General features: G+C 72.7%; 23 protein-coding genes. 16 read left to right on the plus strand and 7 right to left on the minus strand.

The window, feature by feature from the left end; genetic code table 11:
• Positions 1-127 precede the first annotated feature (127 nt).
• Complete coding sequence (locus tag AC0693_RS22445) at positions 128-478, plus strand: hypothetical protein (protein ID WP_478802675.1); 351 nt, start codon at positions 128-130, stop codon at positions 476-478.
• A gap of 56 nt (positions 479-534) precedes the next feature.
• Complete coding sequence (locus AC0693_RS22450; protein ID WP_478802676.1) at positions 535-687, plus strand: hypothetical protein; 153 nt, start codon at positions 535-537, stop codon at positions 685-687.
• 126 nt (positions 688-813) lie between these two features.
• Here AC0693_RS22450 and AC0693_RS22455 read toward each other — a convergent pair whose 3' ends face one another.
• Positions 814-1212 carry a hypothetical protein gene (locus AC0693_RS22455; protein ID WP_478802677.1) on the minus strand — a complete coding sequence of 133 codons (399 nt, stop codon included), beginning with the start codon at positions 1210-1212 and terminating at the stop codon, positions 814-816.
• Between the two features lie 231 nt (positions 1213-1443).
• On the opposite strand from AC0693_RS22455, the gene AC0693_RS22460 reads away from it, so the two are divergent.
• The 3 genes from AC0693_RS22460 to AC0693_RS22470 all read left to right on the plus strand — a co-directional run bounded on the left by AC0693_RS22460 (position 1444) and on the right by AC0693_RS22470 (position 6287).
• Entirely contained in the window at positions 1444-2271 is an 828-nt protein-coding gene (locus AC0693_RS22460; protein ID WP_478802678.1) for a hypothetical protein, read from the plus strand.
• A 72-nt stretch (positions 2272-2343) separates the two neighbouring features.
• Positions 2344-4332, plus strand: coding sequence for an FUSC family protein (locus AC0693_RS22465; RefSeq protein WP_469316042.1), 1989 nt, complete (start codon positions 2344-2346; stop codon positions 4330-4332).
• 332 nt (positions 4333-4664) lie between these two features.
• A complete protein-coding gene (locus AC0693_RS22470; protein ID WP_478802679.1) occupies positions 4665-6287 on the plus strand; it encodes a VWA domain-containing protein in 1623 nt (540 codons plus the stop codon).
• A 101-nt stretch (positions 6288-6388) separates the two neighbouring features.
• Here AC0693_RS22470 and aspS read toward each other — a convergent pair whose 3' ends face one another.
• A complete protein-coding gene (aspS, locus tag AC0693_RS22475; RefSeq protein WP_356402913.1) occupies positions 6389-8200 on the minus strand; it encodes an aspartate--tRNA ligase in 1812 nt (603 codons plus the stop codon).
• 149 nt (positions 8201-8349) lie between these two features.
• Here aspS and AC0693_RS22480 point away from each other — a divergent pair, with 149 nt between their 5' ends.
• Positions 8350-10584, plus strand: coding sequence for a SpoIIE family protein phosphatase (locus tag AC0693_RS22480; RefSeq protein ID WP_478738110.1), 2235 nt, complete (start codon positions 8350-8352; stop codon positions 10582-10584).
• A gap of 49 nt (positions 10585-10633) precedes the next feature.
• Here the strand turns inward: AC0693_RS22480 and AC0693_RS22485 are convergent, their stop codons facing one another.
• The 4 genes from AC0693_RS22485 to AC0693_RS22500 form a co-directional block, all read right to left on the minus strand.
• A complete protein-coding gene (locus AC0693_RS22485) occupies positions 10634-11593 on the minus strand; it encodes a pirin family protein (protein WP_469316038.1) in 960 nt (319 codons plus the stop codon).
• Positions 11594-11894: 301 nt separating this feature from the next.
• Positions 11895-12863: an ArsR/SmtB family transcription factor gene (locus tag AC0693_RS22490; RefSeq protein ID WP_469316037.1), complete on the minus strand. Its 969-nt coding sequence runs from the start codon at positions 12861-12863 to the stop codon at positions 11895-11897.
• A gap of 27 nt (positions 12864-12890) precedes the next feature.
• Positions 12891-13355 (minus strand): SseB family protein, encoded by a 465-nt coding sequence (locus AC0693_RS22495; protein WP_469316036.1) that lies wholly within the window; start codon positions 13353-13355, stop codon positions 12891-12893.
• Positions 13356-13425: 70 nt separating this feature from the next.
• Complete coding sequence (locus tag AC0693_RS22500; protein ID WP_478802680.1) at positions 13426-14301, minus strand: helix-turn-helix domain-containing protein; 876 nt, start codon at positions 14299-14301, stop codon at positions 13426-13428.
• A 117-nt stretch (positions 14302-14418) separates the two neighbouring features.
• Between AC0693_RS22500 and AC0693_RS22505 the strand changes: the two genes are divergently transcribed.
• From AC0693_RS22505 to AC0693_RS22550, 10 genes are all read left to right on the plus strand, one after another.
• Positions 14419-14634 (plus strand): hypothetical protein, encoded by a 216-nt coding sequence (locus tag AC0693_RS22505; RefSeq protein WP_356402931.1) that lies wholly within the window; start codon positions 14419-14421, stop codon positions 14632-14634.
• Positions 14631-15008, plus strand: coding sequence for an ATP-binding protein (locus AC0693_RS22510; RefSeq protein WP_478802681.1), 378 nt, complete (start codon positions 14631-14633; stop codon positions 15006-15008). The genes AC0693_RS22505 and AC0693_RS22510 overlap by 4 nt, the downstream gene beginning before the upstream one ends.
• Before the next feature lie 96 nt (positions 15009-15104).
• Positions 15105-15521, plus strand: coding sequence for a hypothetical protein (locus AC0693_RS22515; protein ID WP_478802682.1), 417 nt, complete (start codon positions 15105-15107; stop codon positions 15519-15521).
• Positions 15521-17584, plus strand: coding sequence for a hypothetical protein (locus AC0693_RS22520; protein WP_478802683.1), 2064 nt, complete (start codon positions 15521-15523; stop codon positions 17582-17584). Before AC0693_RS22515 ends, AC0693_RS22520 begins: the two co-directional genes overlap by 1 nt.
• Positions 17581-18141: a hypothetical protein gene (locus tag AC0693_RS22525; protein ID WP_469316031.1), complete on the plus strand. Its 561-nt coding sequence runs from the start codon at positions 17581-17583 to the stop codon at positions 18139-18141. The genes AC0693_RS22520 and AC0693_RS22525 overlap by 4 nt, the downstream gene beginning before the upstream one ends.
• Positions 18138-18341 (plus strand): hypothetical protein, encoded by a 204-nt coding sequence (locus AC0693_RS22530; protein WP_469316030.1) that lies wholly within the window; start codon positions 18138-18140, stop codon positions 18339-18341. The genes AC0693_RS22525 and AC0693_RS22530 overlap by 4 nt, the downstream gene beginning before the upstream one ends.
• Positions 18342-18350: 9 nt before the next feature.
• A complete protein-coding gene (locus AC0693_RS22535; RefSeq protein WP_469316029.1) occupies positions 18351-18674 on the plus strand; it encodes a hypothetical protein in 324 nt (107 codons plus the stop codon).
• Positions 18675-18819: 145 nt separating this feature from the next.
• The gene (locus AC0693_RS22540) at positions 18820-20646 is read left to right on the plus strand and encodes an acyl-CoA dehydrogenase (protein ID WP_356402945.1); all 1827 of its coding nucleotides are present in this window, start codon (positions 18820-18822) and stop codon (positions 20644-20646) included.
• 122 nt (positions 20647-20768) lie between these two features.
• Positions 20769-21497: a hypothetical protein gene (locus AC0693_RS22545; RefSeq protein ID WP_469316027.1), complete on the plus strand. Its 729-nt coding sequence runs from the start codon at positions 20769-20771 to the stop codon at positions 21495-21497.
• Between the two features lie 111 nt (positions 21498-21608).
• Positions 21609-22901 (plus strand): M18 family aminopeptidase, encoded by a 1293-nt coding sequence (locus AC0693_RS22550; protein ID WP_356402950.1) that lies wholly within the window; start codon positions 21609-21611, stop codon positions 22899-22901.
• A gap of 108 nt (positions 22902-23009) precedes the next feature.
• Here AC0693_RS22550 and AC0693_RS22555 read toward each other — a convergent pair whose 3' ends face one another.
• The gene (locus tag AC0693_RS22555; RefSeq protein WP_469331143.1) at positions 23010-24851 is read right to left on the minus strand and encodes an NHL domain-containing thioredoxin family protein; all 1842 of its coding nucleotides are present in this window, start codon (positions 24849-24851) and stop codon (positions 23010-23012) included.
• Positions 24852-24957: the final 106 nt, after the last annotated feature.

Raw genomic sequence — 24957 nt, forward strand, 5'->3', positions numbered from 1 at the left:
GCGGCGGCCCGGGGCGCCGGCCCGGGGCCGTCGTGCGGTAGCCCGTGGGGGGTGTGTTCGTCAGCCGATCGGGGGCTTCTCGGGCGCCGCGGGGGCACGGCCCGGCGCGCCGGGGCACATCCCGGGCATGAGCGGGACGCGGTACGCGCGAACGGTGCGGACGGCACTGGCGAGGGCCCTGACGGTGGTCTGCGTCGTGCTGCTCTGCGCGTTCGGCTCCGGCGCCGTGGCCCCCGTGGCGGGCGCGGACCCCGCGCCCCGGCCGGCGGCGGCCGCCGAGCCCGCGGAGACCGACCCGGGGGCGGACCCGGAGGTCCGGGCGGCGCCGCGGCCCTGCGTGCGCGGGATCGCACCGCGCCGGACCCCCGCGCCGGGCGCGCCGGTGGCCGACGTACCCGCGGCGCGCGCGTCCCGGTACGGGGGCGGGGAGTCGGCGCACGGGCCCCGCACGGTGCGGAGTGTGGTCCTGCGCTGCTGAGCGGGCCGAGCAGCAGCGCACTCCCCCACTCCTGTCACCCCCTGTGAGGTTCCGCCATGTCCATCGACCCCTTTGCGGCCCTGAACGCCATGCTGCGCGCGGAAGCGGCCCGTTTCACCGTGCCGCCGCCGTCCCCGAAGCCCGCGCCGGAGCGGGCCGACCCCAGGTCCGGCGCCGAAGCGCTGACGGAGCCGACGCCGGGCGACTGAGCGGCGGCGGTGTTTCACGTGAAACGAAGCCGGTCGTTCGCGAACGCGGTGTTTCACGTGAAACACCGCGATGCGCAAGCCGTCTGACGGCCTGAGCGCGAGCCCTGACCCGCCCCGCGGGACCGGTCAGGGCTCGCGCGTGTGGTACCGGTAGAACGCGGCCACCGCGACGCCCGCACCCGCCGCCAGGGCGATGCCGCTGGACAGCAGCACGCTCTGGCCGCCGAGGCTGTACAGGTAGCCGAGCGCGAGGCCGGTGAAGACGCCGTACGCCGCCGCCCGGACCTCCCGCGGCAGCCGCGGGCCGACGCGCGCCAGCGCGAACAGGCAGGCCGCGAAGAGCACGCCGCACAGGATCCCGTAGAAGACGTTGCCCGCGTCGACCGGGCCCGTCTGCCGCTTCATGAAGGCCGCGTAGACGCCGTAGACCAGCCCGAGCGCCAAGGGCACGGCCAGGGCGGCCCTGCCCGTCTGCTTGAGGTCCGCCGTGTACCGCGCGCGGGCCGTGGGTGCCGCATGTGCCATGACCGGGCTCCCTCTCTGGGATCGGAGCGGACCCCGGTGACGGATGCTTCCGTCGGAGCGCGGCCCGCTTCCTCACCCTCAAGGGCACACCCGCCACCCGGACCGGGCAACTGGATCACGCGACGGGAACCGGTTCGGCCGCCACCGCACGGGTGACGCCGCCGCCACCGGGCCACCCGTGCGCAGCAATCCCGCTCGCGCCCCCGGCCCCACCTGGCATTCCCTGGTGACGTGCGCACCTTCCTCTCGGCCGTGCTCGTCGTGCTCGTGGCACTCCTCGTGCCTCTGGGCGCCGTCGCGTACTGGGCCGACCGCGACCTGGGCGACGCCGACCGCTACACCGCCGCCATGTCCCCGCTCGCGGGGAACCCGGACGTGCAGCACGTCGTCGTCACCCAGGCCGGCCGCGCGCTGGCCGGACAGATCGACGCGGGCCCCTTCCAGGGCGGCGTCGAGAACCTCCTCGGGGAGGCCCTGCGCTCCTTCACCGGCACCCCCGCCTACCGGACCGCCTGGGACGCGGCCAACCGCGCCGCCCACGCCGCGTTCCTCCAGGCGCTGACCACCGGCAAGGGCGACGCCCTGACCATCGACCTCGCGCCCATCGTCGAGCAGGTGAAGGGGGAACTGGTCGGCGACGGCGTCCCCCTCGCCGACCGGATCCCGGTCTCCCACCTCACGGTCAAGGTGATGGAGTACGACAACCTCGGCGCCCTCCGGAGGGGTTTTCGCATGCTCCAGATCGCGGGCGTCTGGCTCCCGCTCCTCACCCTGGTCCTCGCCGTCGCGGCGGTCGCCGTCGCCGCGCGCCGCCGCCGCGCCCTGATCGCCGTCGGCGCGGGTCTCGCCGTCGGGGCCGGACTGCTGTGGCTGGCCGTGCGGATCTGCCGCGGCCTCACCCTGGACGACCTGCCGCCCGATGTGGACCGGCCCGCGGCGGCGGCGGTCTTCGACGCCCTCACCGCCTTCCTGCGCACCGCCACCTGGGCGCTCCTCGCCCTGGGACTCGCGGTGGCCCTCGCCGCCTGGCTGACCGGGCGGCTGCGCCGGACCCCATAAGCTCGGACTCGTACACAACGTCCCAGGAAAGCCCCAGAAGAGCCGATTCGCGAGGGGCGGTACGGAAGCGGCATGAGCAGCGAACAGATACCGTCCGGGCGGACCCGGCCCCATCCGCTCGCCCCGCCCGAATGGCTGCTCAAGGGGCTGCGGCCGAGCACCGCGCCGGTCCCCTGGGCCGCCGCGGCGCGCGCCGGGATCGCGATGGCGGCTCCGCTCGCCGCCGGGTTCGCCCTGGGCGAGCCGGAGTACGGCGCCCTCGTCTCGATGGGCGCCCTGTCCGGGGTGATCGGCGACACCGCCGACGCCTACCGGATGCGGATCCTGAACATCGCCGTGCCGCAGGCCTTCGGCGCGGTCGGCGTGGCCCTGGGCACCCTGGTCTTCGGCCACGGCTGGCTCGCCGTCGGCGCGCTCACCCTGGTCGCGCTGGTCTCCGGGATGATCTCCTCGATCGGTACGATCGCCTCCGTCTCGGGTCTGCTGCTCCTGCTCAACGCCGTGGTCGGGGCCGGGCTGCCGATGCCCGAGCCCTGGTGGACGGCGCCGCTGCTGCTCGGCGCGGGCGGCCTGTTCGTCCTCGTCCTCACGCTGCTCGGGTGGCCGCTGCGCGGGCGGCGCCCGGAGCGGGCCGCCGTCGCGGCCACCTACCGTTCGCTCGCGGAACTGCTGGAGAGCGCGGGCGGGCCGGAGTACGAGGAGCGGCGCCAGAAGGTCACCCAGGCGCTCAACCAGGCCTACGACCTGGTGCTGGCCCGGCGGGCCCGGGTGCACGGACGCAGCGGCTCCCTGGTGCGCATGCTGGCGCAGCTCAACGTGGTCATCCCGCTCGTCGAGGCGGCCCCCGCGGCCCACCTGCGCGGCCGCCCCCTGCCCCCGGAGGTGCCCGCCGCGGTGCGCTCGCTGGCGGCCGCCGTCGAGGAGGGCCGTACCGGAGCCGTCGTGCTCGACCTGCCCGAGCCGCACGGCCAGTCCGAGCGGGCGGTCGACTCCGCGCTGCGGCACGCGGCGAAGATCGTGCACCTGGCCGAGCCGGAGCCGCACAACGTGGACGACCGGCTCGGCCGGCCGGCCGCGCTGGGCGTCCGGGCCCGGCGGGCGGTGCGCGACATGGCGCTCTCCGGCGCCTCCTGGCGGTACGGGCTGCGCCTCGCCCTGTGCATCGGACTGGCCCAGGCCCTGGTGTCGGTGGTGGAGATCGAGCGCTCGTACTGGGTGGCCCTGACCGTCACCTTCGTCCTGAAGCCCGACTTCGGCTCGGTGTTCTCCCGCGCCGTGCTGCGCGCGCTGGGCACCGCGGGCGGGCTGGTCGTCGCCGCCGCCGTCCTCTCCGAGGTGCCGCGCGGCTGGTGGGACGTCCCGGTGATGGTGCTGCTCGCCGCGCTGATCCCGGTCTTCTCCGCCAAGGGGTACGCCTTCCAGACCGCCGCCATCACGCCGGTGATCCTGCTGCTGTCGGACCTGCTCAACCACCAGGGCTTCGACCTGATCCGGCCCCGGCTGCTGGACAGCCTGATCGGCTGCGCCATCGCCCTGGTCGCGGGCTACCTGCTGTGGCCGGAGAGCTGGCACACCCGGATCGGGGACCGGCTCGCCGACACCGTGGACGACGCCGCGCGCTACGTCGAGCGGGCCTTCGGGCCGCACGACGGCACCGAGGCCGGGCTGCGGGCGGCCCGGACCGCCCGGCTCCAGGCCCGGCGCCGGATCTACCGCGACCTGTCCGGCGTGCGCAGCGAGTTCCAGCGGGCGCTGACCGAGCCGCCGCCCGTGGGGGCCCGGGCCGCGGCCTGGTGGCCGCTGGTCGTCGCCGTGGAGCGGATCGTGGACGCCACCACCGCCGCCCGGGTGCGGGTCAACCACGGCGCCGAGCCCCCGGGTCCCGCGGAGGTCGCCGCGGTCACCACCGGCCTGCGCGCCCTGGCCGCTGCCGTCCGCGCCTCCAGCACCCCGCCGCGGGTACGGGCTCCATGGCCGGACGCCGTGCCGGCGGGCTCCGTCCTCTCCCCGGTCCAGCAGGAACTGGCGGCGGCCCGCGCCATCGCCGCCCCGGCGCCGTAGGAAGATCACCGCGGCCTTCGCCAACGCGGCGGACGCGAGCGCGGTGACGGCGTCGCGGCCGCCCATCGGTGAGCCGGCGCCCGGCAGTTGACCGGACGGCGGCCGCGGGCACCGGCCGGTCCGCCGGTCCGCGGATGAACGGAATGTGAACGGCGCTCTCCGGAACGGGAGTTCATCCTGGTGGGCGGCGTGCGGAGGCGTCGGACGACGCGAAGGGTGCCCCTGCCGAGGTTCCAGCCAAGGGGCCGATAACCTTACGTGTCCACTCTGGGCAGGGATCTTCCCCACAGCACGGACAAATGACGCACGCACTCATGTGAAAGGCCTCGCCCATGGGTATTCGGAGCTTGTTCCGCAAGGTGTTCGGCCGTTCCCCGGAGCCGGCCCCGGAGGCCTCGGCGGACACCGCCGCCGCCCCCCAGGCCGCCGTCCCCTCCCAGGGGGCCGAACGGACCCCCCTGGACGCGGCGGCGGAACTGGTGGCGGCGTCCTTCGACAGTCCTACGGTCCCCCCGCAGTCCACCCCGCGCGACGGCGGCGGCGGCACGGTCATGACCGCCCCGACCCCGGCCCCCGCCCCCGCTGCGGACCCCACGGTCCCGGAGGCGCGCCGCCCTACCGCTGCCGCGGGGGCCCAGCCGGTGTCCGACCCCGGGTCGGGAACGGCACCGGCGGCCACCGCCGAGCCCGTGGCCGCCGCGACCGCGGCCGACCCCGCGCCGGAAGCGGAGCCCGTAGCCGCTGCGGCGGACCCGGCCCCCGAGGCGGAGCCCGAGGCGATCTCCGCCCCGGAGCCCGTCGCCCCGGCGGCCGAGCCGGCCCCCGAGGCCGAGCCGGAGCCGGTGGCCGCGCACGCCGTCGAGCCCGAGCCGGAGGCCGTCGTCCCGGCGGCCGAGCCGCAGCCGGAGCCCGTGGTCCGGCCGGAGGAAACCCCCGCGCCCGAGCCGGTCGCCGCTGCGGCGCCCGAGGCCGAGCCGGAGCCGCAGCCGGAACCGGAGCCGGAGGCGCAGCCCGAACCCCTGGCCGCCGAGGCCACCGAGCCGGAGCCCGAGCCGGAGGTCGCCACCGCGGCGGACGAGCCCCAAGCGGAGCCCGTGGCCGAAGTGACCCCGGAGCCCGTGGCCGAGGTGACCCCGGACCCCGAACCGGAGCCCGTGGCCGAGGTAATCCCGGAGCCCGAGCCCGCAGCGGCAGCAACGGCGCCCGAAGCCGAGGCCCCGCAGCCCGAGCCCCTCCCCACCGCACCCGACACCGCACCCGCCGTAGGCACCGCCACCGCCTCCGCCGTAGGCACCGCCACCGCCTCCGCCGTGCTCGGGGCCGCCGAGGTGCGGCGGCGGGCGCCCGCGCTCGGGGGTCCGTACAAGGCCGCCGCCCAGGTGCTCCGCGCCAAGGGGCAGACCGACGCCCGCGCCACCGTCTACCTCGTCCTCGACCGTTCCGGTTCGATGCGCCCGTTCTACAAGGACGGCAGCGCCCAGTACCTGGCCGACCACGTCCTGGCCCTGGCCGCGCACCTCGACGCGGACGCCACCGTGCACACCGTGTTCTTCTCCACCGACATCGACGGCACCGCCGACCTCACCCTCGACGAGCACACCGGCTGGATCGACGCCCGGAACGCCGAACTCGGGCGCATGGGGCGGACCAGCTACCACCGGGCCGTCGAGCAGGTCGTCGAGCACTACCAGAAGAACGGCGGCGAGGGCCGCGCCCTGGTCGTCTTCCAGACGGACGGCGCCCCCGACAACCGCGTCCCGGCCCGCCAAGCGCTCGTCGAGGCCGCCGCGCACGACATCCACTGGCAGTTCGTGGCCTTCGGCGAGCACGACTCCAAGGCCTTCGACTTCCTGCGCAAGCTGGACGCGGGCAACGCCGGTTTCTTCCACGCCGGACCCGCTCCGCAGGAGCTGACCTCGGCCGCGCTCCTCAAGGGCATCCTGAACCACCTCTGAGCGCGCACGGCCACGCCGGACCACGCACCACCGCACACGGGGACGCCCCCGCCGGATCGGATCCGGCGGGGGCGTCCCCGTACGTGCGGCAGAAGCGGCGACTACTCCGCGGCGGACGGCGCGACCACCGTCTCGGCCGACGGCGCGGCCTTCGTCTCCACCGGCTTGCGCAGCGCGATGTTCAGCTCGCGCAGGCGGGCCTCCTCCAGCACCGTCGGCGCGCCCATCATCAGGTCCTGGGCGTTGCCGTTGAGCGGGAAGGCGATGGTCTCGCGGATGTTCGGCTCGTCAGCCAGCAGCATCACGATGCGGTCGACGCCCGGGGCGATGCCACCGTGCGGCGGGGCGCCCAGGCGGAACGCCCGCAGCATGCCGGCGAACTCGCGCTCGACGGTCTCGGCCTCGTAGCCCGCGATCTCGAAGGCCTTGAGCATCAGCTCGGGCTCGTGGTTGCGGATGGCGCCGGAGGACAGCTCGATGCCGTTGCAGACGATGTCGTACTGCCAGGCCAGGATGTCGAGCGGGTCCTTCTCCTCCAGGTCCTTCATGCCGCCCTGCGGCATGGAGAACGGGTTGTGGGAGAAGTCGATCTTCCCGGTCTCCTCGTCCTTCTCGTACATCGGGAAGTCGACGATCCAGCAGAAGCGGAAGACGTCCTCTTCGAACTGGCCCGCGCGCTTGGCGGCCTCGACGCGGACGCCCGACATGATCTTGGAGACCTCGTCGAACTCGCCGGCGCCGAAGAACACCGCGTGGCCGGCCGCGAGGCCGAGCCGCTCGGTGAGGACCTTGACGTTCTCCTCGGTGAGGAACTTGGCGATCGGGCCGGTCAGGGCGCCGTCCTCGCCGACGCGGACCCAGGCCAGGCCCTTGGCGCCGAGCGAAATCGCGTACTCGCCCAGGCCGTCGAAGAACTTGCGCGGCTGCGCGGCGGTGTCCGGGACGGCCAGCGCGCGCACGTGCTTGCCCGCGAACGCCTTGAACTCGGAGGCCTCGAAGACGTCGGTGATGTCGACGAGTTCGAGCTTCGCGCGCAGGTCGGGCTTGTCGTTGCCGTACTTGACCATCGACTCGCGGAACGGGATCCGCGGGAACGGCGAGGTGACCGGGCGGCCCTTGCCGAACTCGGTGAAGATCTCCGTCATGAGCTTCTCGATGGGCTGGAAGACGTCTTCCTGCTCCACGAACGACATCTCGACGTCGAGCTGGTAGAACTCGCCCGGCGAACGGTCGGCGCGGGCGTCCTCGTCGCGGAAGCAGGGCGCGATCTGGAAGTACCGGTCGAAGCCGGAGATCATCAGCAGCTGCTTGAACTGCTGCGGCGCCTGCGGCAGGGCGTAGAACTTGCCCGGGTTCAGGCGGGAGGGCACCACGAAGTCGCGGGCGCCCTCGGGGGAGGTCGCCGTGAGGATCGGGGTCGCCATCTCGTTGAAGCCGAGGTTCACCATCTTGGAGCGGATGGAGGCGATGACGGCCGAGCGCAGCATGATGTTGCGGTGCATGCGCTCGCGGCGCAGGTCGAGGAAGCGGTACTCCAGGCGCCGCTCCTCGTTCACGCCGTCGTCGGTGTTGATCGTGAAGGGCAGCGGGCCCGCGGCGCCGAGCAGTTCGACGTCGGTGACCTCGATCTCGATGTCACCGGTGCCCAGCTCGGGGTTGCGGTTGTCCTCGCCGCGCGAGACGACCTTGCCGTCGACGCGGACGACCGACTCCTTGGAGATGCTGGAGAGCACTTCGTTCGCGGGGGTGCCGGGCCGCACGACGAGCTGGACCAGACCGTAGTGGTCGCGCAGGTCGATGAAGAGGATGCCGCCCAGGTCACGACGATTGTGCACCCAGCCGCTCAGCCGGACGTCGGCACCGACGTCGGAAATGCGCAGCTCGCCGCAGCTGTGGGACCTGTACCGATGCATCGTTCATCCAGTTCTTCGCGATGGCAGGGTGGTAATCAACCCTGCCCAGGTTACCGCCAGGCCGGGCACCCCCGCGGGCCCGCGTCGACGGCCCCCCGCGGGGCCGCCTGGACGGGCATCCCGGCGGCACGACCTGTAAAGATGACTAGATGCGCACCGAGGACGTCCTGGCGGCGATCGCGACCGGCCTGTGGCGCTGGGACAACGCCTCCGGAACGGTCACCCTCGACGGTGAGGCCGCCCGGCTGCTCGGCCTGCCCGCCGAGTCCGTCACCCTGCCCGAAGTGGCCGTCCGGTCCCGGTTCCACCCGGTCGACTGGAACGAGATCAACGGCATCGTGAACCTCGCCGTCGCCGAGGGCACCCTCGCCGAGGCCCGGCTGCGCATCATGGACGTCGACGGGCGGGTCCTGCGGACCGTGCGCAGCCGCTCCAAACCGGTGGCGAACATCACCGCGGAGGGGCGGACCGACTACGAGCTGATCGGCACCATCCAGGAGATCGCCGAGCCGCAGCCGGGCACCACGGCCGTCCACACGCCCATCACGGGCGACTGGCGGCGCTCCCGCGAGGCGTTCCTGCTGGACGCGGGCCGGGCGCTGGCCGAGGCGCGGTCGACGGCCGAGGTGCTGCGGGTGGCGGCCTCGCTGTCGATGCCCGGCTTCAGCCCGGACGGGCTGGCGGTCTTCGGGATGGCCGGGGACCGGCTCTCCATCATCGGGCACCACGGGCACGACGCCGGGGACGAGAGCCCCTTCGCGGACATGCCGATGGACACCGACTATCCGGCCGCGGAGGTCGTCCGTACCGGCCGGGCGATCTACCTCCCCACCCCGGAGGACTACAAACGGCGCTTTCCGGCCACCTGGCCGCTCGCCCAGCGCTTCGCCCGCACCTCCTGGGCCTTTCTCCCGCTGATCGTCGCCGGGCGCACCATGGGCGCCTGGATGGCGGCCTTCAAGCACCAGGTGTCCTTCTCCCCCGACGAGCGCTCGGTGCTCACCACGGTGGCGCGGATGCTCGCGCAGGCGCTCCAGCGCGCGGGCGTGGCCGAATCCGAGCGGGAACTCACGACGGGTCTCCAGCGGTCGATGATGCCGCAGCTCGGCCCCGAGATCCCGGGCATGACCATCGCCGCGCGCTACGTCCCGACCGGCGGCGGCCTCCAGGTCGGCGGCGACTGGTACGACATGATCCCGTTGCCGTCGGGCCGCTTCGCCCTGGTCATCGGCGACGTACAGGGCCACGACGTGCGGGCCGCGGGCCTGATGGGGCAGCTGCGGATCGCCGTACGGGCCTACGCGTCCGAGGGTCACCGTCCGGACGCCGTGCTCTCCCGGGCCTCCCGATTCCTCGCGGGGCTGTGCTCGTCCGAGGGGCGGGCGGGCACCTACGGGGACGGCCGGGCGGACGCGGATGCGGAGGCGGACCACCTGAGCGCGCGCTTCGCGACCTGCCTGTACGTCGAGTGCGACCCGCGGTCGGGCCTGCTGGAGGTGGCCCGGGCGGGCCACCCCGACCCGGCGGTCCGGATGACGGACGGCACGGTGCTGATGCGGCCGACGGCGGGCGGGCTGCCGCTGGGGATCGTCGCGGACACCGACTATCCGACGACCCGGTTCACGCTGGAACCCGGCGAGACGATGATGCTGTGCACGGACGGCCTGATCGAGACCGGCGGGCACGACCTGGACACCGGATGGGCCCGGCTGCGCGCGATCCTCGAATCGGACGCGCACTCCGCGGCGCAGGGGGGCGAGAACCTGGAGAAGCTCGCCGACCTGCTGGTCTCCGCCGTCCACGGGCCGTCCTCGCACCACACCACGGGCCCGCTCGCCGACCGGCGCGAGGACGACATAGCGGTGGTGCTGCTGTGCCGCGAGGGGCCGGGCCACGACTGCGGCGCCACGCTCACCCGCCCCGCCCGCCCGGTCCGGCGCACGCTGCTGACCGTGGCGCAGGCCGAGCCGGAACGCATCGCGGGCGCCCGGCAGCAGATCCGCGAGCTGCTGCACGACTGGGCGGACCGGGACCAGCTGGACTCGGCGGTCCTGATGGTCTCGGAGATGGTCACCAACGTCCTGATGCACACGGACGGCGACGCCCTCCTCGTGGCGGAGGCCGTCGGCGAGCGGGGCGAACGGCGCCTGCGCGTCGAGGTGGCCGACTCCAGCGACGAGCTCCCGCACAAGCGCCACCCCGGCGAAATGGCCTCCAGCGGCCGGGGCGTCCTCCTGATGGAGATGCTGGCGGACAGCTGGGGCGTGGACCCGCGGGGCGAGGGCAAGTCGATCTGGTTCGAACTGAACGAGCAGTCGAAGCCGGACGGCCTCGACCGCGCCGAAGAACGGACCGGCCCCGCCGTGGGCTCCGGAGGCGAGTGAGCCGCGGGGCCCGGGGCGGTGCCCCGGACCCCGGACCCCGCCGACGAGGTCAGGCGCGCGCGGTGGTGGGGATCCGCCCCAGCCGCCCGGCCTGGAAGTCGTCGAACGCCTGCTGGAGCTCGTGCTTGCTGTTCATGACGAACGGCCCGTAGTGCGCCATCGGCTCCCGGATCGGCAGCCCGCCGAGGAGCACGATCTCCAGGTCGGGGGCGTTGGAGTCCTGGGCCTCGTCCGCCCGCACCGTGAGCGAGCCGCCCTCGCCGAAGACCACCGTCTGCCCCGTGTGCACGGGCCGCCGGTCGACGCCGGCGCTGCCGCGCCCCGCCATGACGTACGCGAGGGCGTTGAAGTCCGAACGCCACGGGAGGGTGATCTGCGCGCCGGGGGTGATCGTCGCGTGGATCATCGTGATGGGCGTGTGGGTGATGCCGGGGCCCTGGTGACCGTCCAGCTCACCGGCGATGACACGCAGCAGCGCGCCGCCGTCGGGGGTGGAGAGCAGCTGGACCTGGCCGCCGCCGATGTCCTGGTAGCGCGGGGGCATCATCTTGTCGGAGGCCGGGAGGTTGACCCACAGCTGGAGGCCGTGGAACAGCCCGCCGGAGACGACGAGGGACTCCGGCGGAGCCTCGATGTGCAGGAGGCCCGAGCCGGCGGTCATCCACTGGGTGTCGCCGCCGTTGATGACTCCGCCGCCGCCGTTGCTGTCCTGGTGGACGAAGGTTCCGTCGATCAGGTAGGTGACGGTCTCGAAGCCGCGGTGCGGGTGCCAGGGAGTGCCCTTGGGCTCGCCCGGCGCGTACTCCACCTCGCCCATCTGGTCCATCATGATGAACGGGTCGAGGTGCTGGTAGTTGATCCCCGCGAACGCGCGCCGCACCGGGAATCCCTCGCCCTCGAAACCACCGGGAGCGGTCGTGACGGCCAGCACCTTGCGGGCGGTCGTCTCCTGGTCGGGCTCGGCGACGCGGGGGAGCGTCAACGGGTTCTCCACAGTCACTGCAGGCATGGTCGGGACCTCCTTCTGGCGTCGAGTTTAGTTGAAACTCGAACTTTCCGCCATGCCTGACAGAACAGAAGGGGCCCCGGGGTCATTCCCCCGGGGCCGGGGCCGAGGTCAGGGGGACGCCGCCGGGACCCCCGTACCCGGCGCCGCCGCGAGCCGCGTGCGGTCTACGTACGCGTCATTCCTGCCACCTCGGTCGGGGCGGGGGGTCCCCCGTGGATCCCCCCGCTGCACCGATGCTGCACCGCGCCGCGTCCGGCGGCGATGGTTTCGGTCCCCGCCGAAACGTCGGGCCGGCCGGCCGTCAGCCGCCACTGTGCAGCAGGTCCACGCCCAGACCGGTCGCCGCGTGCAGGACCGCCTTGCCGTCGCGGCGGGTGGTGATCAGGCCCGCCGCGCGCAGGGTGCGGGTGTGCTCCGAGACGGAGGGCAGGCTGATGTCCAGGTCCCGCGCCAGTTCGCTGGTGGTCCGCTGCTGGACCAGCAGCGTCAGTACGGCCGCCCGCGTACGCCCGAGCAGGGCGTCCAGCGACCCTTCCGCCCGCCCCTCGGGCACCAGCGGCAGCGGCGTCATCGCCGGGTAGATCAGCAGGTGGGAGCCGTCGGGGTGGCCCGCGAGCAAGGGCCGGCCCGTCCAGAACGGCGAAGGCATCAGGGTCAGCCCGCGGCCCGCCAGCCGGATCTCGAAGTCCGGGGGCCGCGCGACCTCGAAGACCGTGCCCGACCAGCTCGCGGCCGGGTGCGTACTGGCCATCGCGGCCTTGATCCCGTGCGCGGCCAGCAGCCGGGTGCGCCAGGCGACGTCCGCCCGGAAGCACTGCCCGATCGCGGCCCACTGCGGGACGACCACCGCCCGGTGGGCCGCCCGCAGCGCGCCCTCCAGCAGCTCCCAGGACTCGCGGTCCCCGTCCCGCAGCCCGCGCAGCCAGGGCGCGGTGGCCGGACCGCTGCGGCTGCGCGCCAGGATCCGGGTCAGCTCCTCGTCACCGACGAGCGGCGCGGCCAGCCGTACGGCGTCCAGCGCCTCCTCGAAGTCCCGCAGCGGGGGTTCCACGAAGGCCGGGTTGTCGCCGTCCGGGCGGAGCAGTTCGAGCAGCGGCAGCGCGGCCCGGGGCAGCTCACGGGCCAGCCGGTGGCGCCAGCGCCCGAAGACCTCCGGCGCGTCCGTCCGCTGCGCGGCCACCAGGGACAGCGCCAGCTCGACGAGCGGCAGCGGCTCGGCGGCGAACCGGACGCCCAGCAGATCCTCGGCGGTCAAATGGACCCTGAGCACGCGCCCCCCAAGCAGCCGGACCCACCACTACCCGTACATGCGCCGCATCGCGTAGTCCACCATCTGCTCCACGGCCTTCGCGTCGAAGACCATCCGGTGGTCGCCCTCCATGTCGAGGACGAAGCCGTAACCCGTGGGCAGCAGGTCGATCACCTCGGCGCCGGTGATGATGAAGTACTTGGACTCCTTGCCCGCGTACCGGCGCAGTTCCTTGAGCGTGGTGAACATCGGGATCACCGGCTGCTGCGTGTTGTGCAGCGCCAGGAAGCCCGGGGTGTCCCCGCGCGGGCAGTAGACCTTCGAGGTCGCGAAGATCTGCTGGAAGTCCTCGGCAGCGAGCTGACCGGTCGTGAAGGCGCGCACCGCGTCCGCGAGCGTCGGCGGCGAGGGCTCGGGGTACAGCGGCGGCTGCTGCCCGTAGCCCTGCTGGGGCGGGGGCTGCTGCGGCGCGTACTGCTGCCCCGCGCTCACGTTCTGGTCGTAGCCGTACATGGGGGCCACCCTACCGAGCGCCGATGACCGTACCGGCGGGTACTGGCCACGGGCCCGACCGTACCCGGGCCTACGTCGCGAGCCGGGACGCGAAGGAGCGCGGCCGCTTGCCGTTGCGGTAGTCCTCGGCCGCCGCCTCGATCAGCCGTAGGGACAGCCCGGGCGGCAACGCGGCGGCCCGCAGGCGGTCATAGGCCCGTTGGTACCGCTGGACCGTTGTCGGCTCTTCGACCACGTGGCCCGTGTACATGGACTCCGTGTACAAGGCCGCGGGCGCTCCTGTGAACTCCATGAGCCTCGTCGTGCCGCTCGTGAACGGCGCTGGGCCGGGCACGGCCGGAAGGATCTGCGGTACGAACCCGCGGCGGCGGGCGACCTCCGCGACGTGCGCCAGCTGCTCGGCCATGTCGTCGTAGCCGAGGAGCGGTTGCCGGATGACCGACTCGTGCAGGACGATCCACGACACGGGCCCGGCGGCCTCCTCGATGAGCCACGCCCGGGCCCGGCGCGCTTCGATCCGTTCCTTCACCACCTCGGGTGGCACCCTTGGATCCGCCGCCAGGACCACGGCCTCGATGTACGGCTCCAGTTGCAGGGGGCCGGGGATGAGCACGGGTGCCCACTCGACGATGTCCGACGCACGGGGCTCCATCTCCAGGACGGCGTCGAAGTAGTGCCCGCCCGCCGGTCGGCGGGCGTTCCGCACGTCTTCGCAGCCACGCGCGAAGAACCCGTCCGTCCCGAGCACCCGGTCCACGTGCTGCGCCAGGTCCATGGGGATGCGTCGCCTGCCCCGCTCGATCTCGCTGAGGTAGCTCACCGAGTAGAAGACGTCCCGCACCGTCTGCTCAAGAGTGAGCCCGGCCCGCTCCCGCTGCCAGCGCAGTTCCTTGCCGTAGAACTCGGGCACCCCGGCCGACCCGTCGATCTCCTTGCCTGCGGGCACCGCCCACCCCTTCCACACCTCGCGTTGTCGAATGCCGGCCCCTTCCAACCGTACGTGGACGCACACCACCCTGTGAGGGATTCGTCACAGCCCGTACGCACAGGAACGGAAGTCCCCATGAGCGACCACCACAGCGACGACACGGCCCGCGCCAGCATGATCCGGCTTCGCGAGGCGCTCGCGGCGCACGGGATCACGCTGCCCTCCCTCGGGCTCGACCTGCCGACCTTCGCCAGCGTCTACCTGACCCCGCCCCTGATCAGCCTCGGCAACTGCAACGTCACCACCGCGGACCGGCTGGCCGACGTCCTGCGCGCCGCGGCCGCCAGGTGACGGCCCTCACCCTCCGGCTCCTCGCCCTCCCGGCGGCGGTCGGCGCGGCCCGCCGGGCCGTCGCGGCGCACGGGCCCGACGTCACGCTCTGCGTCAGCGAGCTGCTGACCAACGTGATCACGCACGTCGGCGAGGGCACCCCGGTCACCCTCAGCGTCACCGGCACGCCCGACGGGCGGACCCGGGTCGAGCTGACCGACCCCGACCCCCGCGTGTGGCCCGTACTCCGGCACGCGACCGACGCGGACGAAAGCGGGCGCGGCCTGGCCCTGCTGGCCGCCGTCTCGCTGCGGTGGGGCGTCCGGCAGGGCCGGGCCGGCAAGACCGTCTGGTGCGAGGTTTTTCCCCAACTCCCGCCCCGCGAAAGGCCCTAGGGGTGGGGCGTGGCGCGTACTAGCCTGGCCGGGACCGATCCGATGACGTCACATCCACGGGGGAATCCGGTGTCGTTCGACCAGGAATGGGCGCAAGTGCGCGCCTCGGTAGCCGAGCAGCAGCCCGCCATGCGCCTCAACCACGTCCCCGACGACGGCGGCGGCGGGCCCGCGCCGCAAGGGGATCTCGTCGTCACGCAGAAGGACCTGGCGGCCGTAGGCGACGCGGCGTTCACCCTGCACCAGCGTCTCGACACCGACGGGGACCACGCCAAGGCCAGTACGTACGAGGCGGCCGGGTCCCTGAAGAAGGACTTCGCGCTCGGCGGCGCGCTGTCGACCGTCGCGGACGCGTGGAACTCGCAGGTGAACACCCTGCTGGAAGCCTGCGCGCACATCTCCAACCACCTCGACTACACGCAGAAGGCGCACGCCGAGGGCGAGCACTGGATCGCGACGCAGCTCAAGTACGAACAGCTGGACAAGGGCTTCGGGGAAAGGGCGCAGCACTGATGGACCTCGACGCACTCCGCTCCGCGGACTTCACGAAACTCGCCACCGCCGTGACCGACTGGTCGGCGATGGTCACCAAGCTCCAGCGGCTCGCCGAGGACGCCCGCACGGACCTCGGCGGGAAGGCCGCCAAGGCGGACTGGCGCGGCGTGAACGCCACCGTCACCCGGGAGTTCATCGGCAAGACCGCGAAGGAGTTCGCCGACGCGGCGACCGAGGCGGACAGCATCCGCAACATCCTGAGCGACACCCACGGCGAGCTGGTCGGCTACAAGAACGAGCTGAACACCACCATCGAGCAGGCGCTGGACAGGAACCTGACCGTGGTCGGCACCGGCGACGGCGGCTTCACGGTCACCATGAACATCCACCCGGACCGCGCAGCCAAGGGCCACCCCGTGCCCCAGCACACCGAGGCCGACGCGATCGCCCTGCGCGACACCGTCCAGGGGATCCTGCAGCGCGCCACCGAGAGCGACACCACGGCGGCCCAGGCCCTGTCCATGCTGGTGAAGCAGAACCCGTACGGCTTCTCCGACGCGAGCTACTACAACCGCGACGTGGCCGCGGCGGCGATCAAGGACGCGGAGCGGATCGCGAACCTGCTCAAGAAGAAGGGCGACGACCTGACGCCCGAGGAGTTCGACCAGCTGAACAGGGACCTGGCCGCGCACAAGGACGACCGGCTCTTCCAGGAGGAGTTCGCGACCACGCTCGGCCCGCGCGGGCTGCTGGACTTCTGGGCGGACCTCACGGACCCCTCGGACGGCGGCACCCTCCAGCGGGCCCGCCTCGGCGAGCTGGGCGACTTCCAGAAGAACCTCGCCTTCACGCTGGCCGGGGCGACCCAGTCGGACAGCCCCGCCATGCGCGGCTGGGAGGACGAGATGGTCAGGAACGGCGACCAGATGATCCAGACGCGCGGCACGCGGGTCTACGGCTTCCAGCTGATGAGCAACCTGATGCGCACCGGCGACTGGGACGACCGGTTCCTGAACGACTACGGGAACGCGCTCGTGGCCACCGAGAAGAAGATGAAGTTCCCGGAGAAGTACTGGAACGGCGGGGTCCCGCCGATGCCGAAGATGAACTTCATCGGCGAGGACTTCGGCCGCGATCCGATGACCGGCTTCATGACCGGCCTGGCCAACAGCCCCGAAGCGGCCACGCAGTTCTTCAACACGACGCAGCCGACGGACAACGCCCAGTACGTCCTGAAGGACCGGCACGTCTTCGACGACACCCCGCTGAACAGCCACGACGGCAACTCCGCCCGCGAGGCGACCGGCAACGCGCTGGTCGCGGCCGCGACCGGCCAGAACCCGCTGGATCCGAACGCCCGGCAGGTCGACCTCTCCCCCGACCACCGCAAGGTGCTGGACCGCTCGCTGACCTACCTCTCGCAGGCGGGCGACGACTTCCCGTCCGAGATGCGCGACGACATGGCGAAGGTCCTGTCCCGGCACAGCGACGTGGTCCACCACACCGCCAGCACGCTGGCCGACGACTCCGGCGACCCCCGGATGCTCGACCGCAAGGAGCTGCTGGAGGTCAGCAAGCAGATCTCCCGCGACCAGAACGCCTACGGCATGCTCAACGAGGCCATGAACCGCGAGATGGTCGGCGACATCCACACCGGCGTCCCGACGGACCAGAAGGAGACGCTGCTGCGGGCCGGCGCCACCGTCGGTTTCCTGGAGGAGGCCCGGTACCAGGCGATCCAGACCGACAAGGACGACCCCAGCTGGGACGCCAAGTGGATCTACCACGGCTTCGGCTCGGCCGTGAACTTCATCCCGGTCGTCGGCGACGTCGCGCAGCGCGGTGTGGACGCCCTCGCCTACCAGTGGCAGCTCGACGAGCAGGCCCGGATCAACGCCGACATCACGCGCCAGAACGGCGAGACCTTCACCGTCCGCGAGCGCCAGCTCCAGGCGCTGGCCGACGAGTGGGCCGCGGCCAACCCGCACCCCGGCCAGAACCGCTACACCCTGACCCACGAGATCAACGGCGCCGCCTTCGACGGCAACCAGCGGGCCGCCGGACTGGCGGGCAACGGATGAGGCGCGGCTCTTCCACGGCACCGCCCGCCACCGCCCTGCCCGCCACCGCCCTGCTCCTCGCCCTGCTCCTCGGCCTGGCAGGGTGCGGCGGGCAGGGCAGGGACTACGCCGTCCCGGACGCCGCCTGCGGGGTCGGCGTGGGCTCCGCGGTCCTCGCCCCCCTGCTGCCGCCCGGCAAGGCCCTGCGGGCCGAGCCGGTGGACCTCGGGCAGGGCAGCGCGCACTGCACGCTCTCGGTGGACGCGAAGCCCGCGCTCTCCCTGAAGACGGACGTCACCACCGAGGTGGCGGACCTGCCGAAGGTCATCCAGGACAAGGTCGACCGGGCCGGGCACCCCGCGAGGATCACCGCCGCGCCCGCGGGCGAGGCCTGGGTGGCGGACTCCCTGGCCCTGGCGACGGCCCGGTGCACCTACCGGGGCGCCCCGCACGTCTTCATCGCCGAGGCGTCCGTGCCGGCCAAGACCGACGACGTCCCGAAGCGGCGCGAGGCGCTGGCCGCCTTCATCAAGGCGTACCTCCCCGCCGCGCAGAAGGCGGTGGGCTGCACCTCATGAGGCGTCGATCATGGAGTGCGCTGACCAGCGCCGCCCTGCTCATCCCCCTGGCGGGGTGCGGCACCCAGGACCGGGACTACGCCGTGCCGGGCGACGTCTGCGGCGTGCCCCTGGAGCCCGCCCTGCTGGAACCGCTGCTACCGCCCGGGAAGAAGCTGGAGCAGACGCCGTACGCGTCCCGGCCCGCCGCCCCGCGCTGAGACATCACCGTGGACAAGCAGGGCGGCCTGACCATCAGGGGCGATGTGACCGAGCCGGGACTGGACCTGATCAAGGAGCAGGGCGACCAGCTCAACCGCGCGGGCAACCCGCGGAAGATCGACGTCGGCGACCAGGGGTGGGTGTCGGACGCGATGGTCATCGCCGCCGCCCGGTGCACGTACCAGGGCAAGCCGAGCGCCTTCGTCGTCGAGGCCTTCCCGCCGGCCAAGACCGACGATGTCCCGAAGCGGCGCGAGGCCCTGGCCGCCTTCATCAAGGCGTACCTCCCCGCCGCGCAGAAGGCGGTGGGCTGCACGGCCGGACCCTCTTGAGCGGCTCTCCAGCGTTTCTGGCTTGATGCTGGTCACAGTCGTCGAGCAAGGGTTGATTCTTATTACCCGCGGGTAGCATCATGACATTACCGATTGGTAAGTACGAGGAACCTGTCTCCCCGATCCTTAAAACGGAGCCGTAGCCATGGGGCACTACAAGTCGAATCTGCGCGACATCGAGTTCAACCTGTTCGAGGTGCTCGGCCGCGACAAGCTGTACGGCACCGGCCCGTTCGGGGAGATGGACACCGAGACCGCCAAGAGCGTCCTGTCGGAGCTGACCCGCCTCGCCGAGAACGAGCTGGCCGAGTCCTTCACGGACGCCGACCGCAACCCCCCGGTCTTCGACCCGGCCACCAACACCGCGCCCGTCCCGGCGTCCTTCAAGAAGAGCTACGAAGCCTTCATGGACTCCGAGTACTGGCGCCTGGGCCTGCCCGAGGAGATCGGCGGCACCACCTGCCCCCGCTCCCTGATCTGGGGCTACGCGGAGCTGCTGCTCGGCTCGAACCCGGCCATCTGGATGTACTCCTCGGGCCCGGCCTTCGCCGGCATCCTCCACGAGGAGGGCAACGAGGCGCAGAAGAAGGTCGCGCAGCTCGCCGTCGAGAAGCGCTGGGGCTCCACCATGGTCCTCACCGAGCCCGACGCGGGCTCGGACGTCGGCGCCGGCCGCACCAAGGCGATCGAGCAGGCCGACGGCTCCTGGCACATCGAGGGCGTCAAGCGCTTCATCACCTCGGGCGAGCACGACATGGAGGAGAACATCCTCCACTACGTCCTCGCGCGCCCCGAGGGCCACGGCCCGGGCACCAAGGGCCTGTCCCTCTTCCTGGTCCCGAAGTTCCACTTCGACTGGGAGACCGGCGAGCTGGGCGAGCGCAACGGCGTCTACGCCACGAACGTCGAGCACAAGATGGGCCTCAAGGCCTCGAACACCTGCGAGATGACCTTCGGCGACCAGCACCCCGCCAAGGGCTGGCTGATCGGCGACAAGCACGACGGCATCCGCCAGATGTTCATGATCATCGAGTTCGCCCGGATGATGGTCGGCACGAAGGCCATCGCCACCCTCTCCACCGGCTACCTGAACGCCCTGGAGTACGCCAAGGAGCGCGTGCAGGGTCCGGACCTGGCGAACTTCATGGACAAGACCGCGCCGAAGGTCACCATCACCCACCACCCGGACGTGCGCCGCTCGCTCATGACGCAGAAGGCCTACGCCGAGGGCATGCGCGCCCTGGTCCTGTACACCGCGTCCATCCAGGACGAGATCCAGGTCAAGCAGGCCGCGGGCGAGGACGCCTCGTCCCTCGTCGGCCTGAACGACCTGCTCCTGCCGGTCGTGAAGGGCTACGGCTCCGAGAAGTCCTACGAGCAGCTCGCGCAGTCCCTGCAGACCTTCGGCGGCTCCGGCTACCTGCAGGAATACCCGATCGAGCAGTACATCCGGGACGCCAAGATCGACACCCTCTACGAGGGCACCACGGCGATCCAGGGCCAGGACTTCTTCTTCCGCAAGATCGTCCGCGACCAGGGCGCCTCGCTGAACGTCCTCACCGAGACGATCAAGAAGTTCCTCGCCGAGGCCGTCGGCGGCGAGGAGCTGGCCGGCGCCCGCGACGCGCTGGCCAAGGCCGCCGTGGACCTGGAGGCCATCGTCGGCCAGATGGTCACCGACCTCACCGCCACCGGCGAGGACGTCCGCAACATCTACAAGGTCGGCCAGAACACCACCCGCCTGCTGATGGCCTCCGGTGACGTGATCGTCGGATACCTGCTGCTCAAGGGCGCGGCCGTGGCCGCCGAGAAGCTCCCGAACGCCTCCGCCAAGGACGTCGCGTTCTACCAGGGCAAGATCGCCGCGGCGAAGTTCTTCGCCGGCCAGGTCCTGCCGGGCGTCGCGGTCCAGCGCCAGCTCGCCGAGGCCGTCGACAACACCCTGATGGACCTCGACGAGGCCGCCTTCTAGGACCCTCCCCGTCGATACCGAAGACGTACGCGGTGTACGCGCGCCGGCCGGACCCCCAGCTCACAGGGGGTCCGGCCGACCGCGTGCACGAGATGTCGGCGGTTCGTGGGACGCTCGTAGGCATGAGCGCACAGGAGCAGCACAGCAGGGGGTACTCCGTCCCGACCGGGCGGCCGTACGCCCTCAAGGAGCTGCACGGCAAGCTCGGCACCCTCGGCGACCGCATGCAGGACCTCTACGAGGGCTCGCACCCCGCCGAGTACGACGGCATCGCCGACGCCCTCCACACCGCCTTCCAGACGGCCGCGGCGCTGGCTCCCTCCAAGAGCTACACCGGCTGCCCCCAGCACCCCAACGGCGCCCTGGACCCCGAGGCCCCCGACGGCTGGGGCCGCTGCCTGCTCTGCAACGACCGGCGCCGGATGGGCCTGCGCGGCCGCGGCGCGGTCCCCGCCCCCGCTCCCGCCGGCGAGCAGCGCCGGCTCGGCTACCCGGTGCCGGAGCCCCCGTACACCCTCGAAAAGCTCCGGCACTACCTGCGCACGCTCGACGACTCGCGCTTCCACCTGACCATCGGCTCACCGGACGAGGAGTTCGTCCGCGTCGCCGACGACCTGCACCGCGCCTTCATCGTGGCCCGCGAGCTGTCCCGCCCGCGCAACGCCTCGGGATGCTCCGAACATCCCGGCGCACCGATGGATCCCGACGCGCCGCCCGGTGAGGCCTGTATCTTCTGCGCCGGACGCAAGAGGCGCGAGCAGCGCTCCGCGCAGACCCCCGAGATGCTCCCGCGCATCCGCCGGGGCGAGCGCAGGCAGCTGCAGCGGCGCTTCGAGCGTCCGCCGGGCTGAGCCGACCGGGATCGCAGTTCACACACCACCGCGCCCTCGTTCCCCGGCTGTCCGTCGGCGATCCGCCACAGCCCGGCCATGACGAACACGACCGTCGTTAAGGTGAACCACATGAGCTCTCCCGCCCGCTTCGACCGCGGCCACACCGACGATCTGATGACCTACCTGGCGGCGAGCCCCTCGCCGTACCACGCCGTCGCCAACGCGGGCGAGCGGCTGGAAAAGGCCGGCTTCAGGCAGTTGTCGGAAACGGACGCCTGGGACTCGAGCGCGGGGGGCAAGTTCGTCCTGCGCGGCGGCGCGCTCATCGCCTGGTACGTCCCCGAGGGCGCGGCCGCGCACACGCCGTACCGCATCATCGGCGCGCACACCGACTCCCCCAACCTCCGCGTCAAGCCGCTGCCTGACACCGGCTCACAGGGCTGGCGGCAGATCGCCGTCGAGGTCTACGGCGGCACCCTGCTCAACACCTGGCTGGACCGGGACCTGGGCCTCGCGGGACGGCTCACCCTGCGCGACGGCACCGAGCGGCTGGTCAACATCGACCGGGCGCTGCTGCGCGTGCCGCAACTCGCCGTGCACCTGGACCGGTCCGTCAACACCGACGGCCTCAAGCTGGACAAGCAGCGGCACATGCAGCCGATCTGGGGCCTGGGCGAGGCCCGCGAAGGCGATCTGATCGCGTTCCTGGAGGAGGAAGAGGGCCTGGCCCAGGGCTCGGTGGCGGGCTGGGACCTGATGGTCCACTCGATCGAGCCGCCCGCCTATCTGGGCCGCGACCGCGAACTGCTCGCCGGCCCGCGGATGGACAACCTGCTGTCCGTCCACGCGGGCATCGCCGCCCTGGCCGCGGTCTCCACCGCCGAACACCTGGACCACATTCCGGTGCTGGCCGCCTTCGACCACGAGGAGAACGGCTCGCAGTCCGACACGGGCGCCGACGGGCCGCTGCTGGGCAACGTGCTGGAACGTTCTGTCTTCGCGCGCGGCGGCAGCTACGAGGACCGCGCCCGCGCCTTCGCGGGCACCATCTGCCTCTCCTCGGACACCGGCCACGCGGTCCACCCCAACTACGGCGAGCGGCACGACCCGACGCACCACCCGCGCGCCAACGGCGGCCCGATCCTCAAGGTCAACGTCAACCAGCGGTACGCGACGGACGGCAGCGGGCGCGCGGTCTTCGCCGCGGCGTGCGAGCGCGCGGGCGTGCCGTGGCAGAGCTTCGTCTCCAACAACTCGATGCCCTGCGGCACGACGATCGGCCCGATCACGGCCGCCCGGCACGGCATCCAGACCGTCGACATCGGCGTCGCGATCCTCTCCATGCACAGCGCGCGCGAACTGTGCGGGGCGGACGACCCGTACCTGCTGGCCAACGCCCTGGTGTCGTTCCTGGAGGGCTGAGGGGCGGGCGGCCGCGCCGGCGTTTGAGGCGCCCCCGGAGGGCGGACCGAGCGGCGGGCGTCCACCGGGCGGAGCCACATCCGCCCGCGCCCGGTGGCCGACCGGCGGTCAGTCGTCCATACCCGCCAACACCAAGGGCAACCGCACCGCGCCCCCGGCGACCACCGTGAGCGGCACGCCCCAGTCCTGCTGGTGCATGTGGCAGGCCGGGTACTCGTTCTCCGGATCGTCGTCGCAGGAGGCCGCCATCGCGGACACGTGCAGCACGCCCTCGGTGACGCCCTCCGCGAGCACCAGGTCCCGGAACAGGTCCGTCCCCTGGCCCGCCCCCTCGGCCAGCAGCTCCGGCGGCGTCGAGGAGACCTGGAGCCGGGTGGAGGGCCCGTAGCGGTCGTCCAGCTTCTGCCCGGCCGGGGCGCGGAAGACCACGTCCAGCCGCAGCGTGCCCGGGGCCACCTCGGTGGCCGCGCGCTTCGTGCGGTGGGCGACGGACTCGACGCGGACGGCCTCCTCCGGCAGCCGCAGCCGGGTCAGCCGGTGCCGCGCGGACTCCACGACCAGGATGTCGTCGCCCACGAGCACGGCGTCGCTGGGCTCGCGCAGGTCGGTGGCCAGCGTGCTGACCTCGCCCGTGGCGGGATCGTAACGGCGCAGGGCGTGGTTGTACGTGTCGCAGACCGCGACCGAGCCGTCCGGCAGCGCGGTCACCCCGAGCGGGTGCTGGAGCAGGGCCTGGCCCGCCTCGCCGTCCCGGTGGCCGAAGTCGAACAGGCCGCTGCCGACGGCGGTCGCGATGACGTACCCGCCGTCCCCGTCCGGCTCCGCGTACCGCAGCGAGCTGGTCTCCGAGTCGGCGATCCACAGCCGGTCCCCGGCCGCCGCGAGCCCGGAGGGCTGCGCGAACCAGGCCTCGGCGGCGGGCCCGTCGACCAGCCCCTCGTTCGTGGTGCCGGCCGCCACCGCGACGGTGTCGGTCTCCGGGTCCCAGGTCCACAGCTGGTGCACGCCCGCCATCGCGATCCACACCCGGCCCCGCCACCAGGCCACGTCCCACGGCGAGGACAGGTCCACCTCGCGCGCGGGCCCGGCCGTCGGCGAGCCCTGCCACCACTGGCGGCCCGTCCCCGCGACGGTCTCCACGGCCCCGGTGGCCGGGTCGAAGACCCGCAGCGCGTGGTTGACCGTGTCCGCGACCACGACCCGCCCGTCGGGCAGCAGGGCGAGGCCCTGCGGCTCGCTGAAGGCGTCGGGCCCGAAGCCGCGCACGCCCCCGCCGATCCGCCGCACGACGCTCTCGCCGTCGGCGGCGAGCTCCACCAGCTGGTGCCGGGTCGAGTCGGAGACCAGCACGTTCCCGGAGGGCAGGACGAGCGCCTTGCCGGGGAAGCGCAGGTCGGTCGCGACGGGCTCGGGCGCCACGTACGGGCCGTCCCCGCGCCGCAGCGTCCCCTTGGCCGCGTGCTCCGCCTCCAGCTCCTCGACGAGCCGCTCGATGGCGTGCGCGTGCCCCTCCCCGGCATGCTGCGCCACGATGTACCCCTCGGGGTCGATCACGACGAGCGTGGGCCAGGCGCGGACGGCGTACTGCTTCCAGGTGGCCAGCTCGGGATCGTCGAGGACGGGGTGGTGGACCTCGTAGCGCTCGACGGCGTCGACGACGGCCTGGTGCTCGGCCTCGTGCACGAACTTCGGCGAGTGCACACCGATGATCACGACGGTGTCCCGGTGCTTCTCCTCCAGCTCCCGCAGCTCGTCGAGGACGTGCAGGCAGTTGATGCAGCAAAAGGTCCAAAAATCAACAACAACGCACTTACCTCGCAGGTCGGCGAGGGTCAGATCCTTCCCACCTGTGTTCAGCCAGCCGCCCTTGCCGATCAGCTCGGGGGCACGGAGACGGGCGCGTCGGCGGGGCGCGGGCGCAGGGGTGGGCGCCGGGGCAGCATCGTTCATCCTTCAAGCTTGCCATCTGCCTGTGAACGCAGGATCACGCCCGCACGAAGCACCTGCTCAGGCCATACGTTCCACCACGGCGACTGCCGAGAACCCCCTGTGCGTG

The sequence above is a fragment of the Streptomyces sp. NPDC043876 genome, assembly GCF_056435825.1.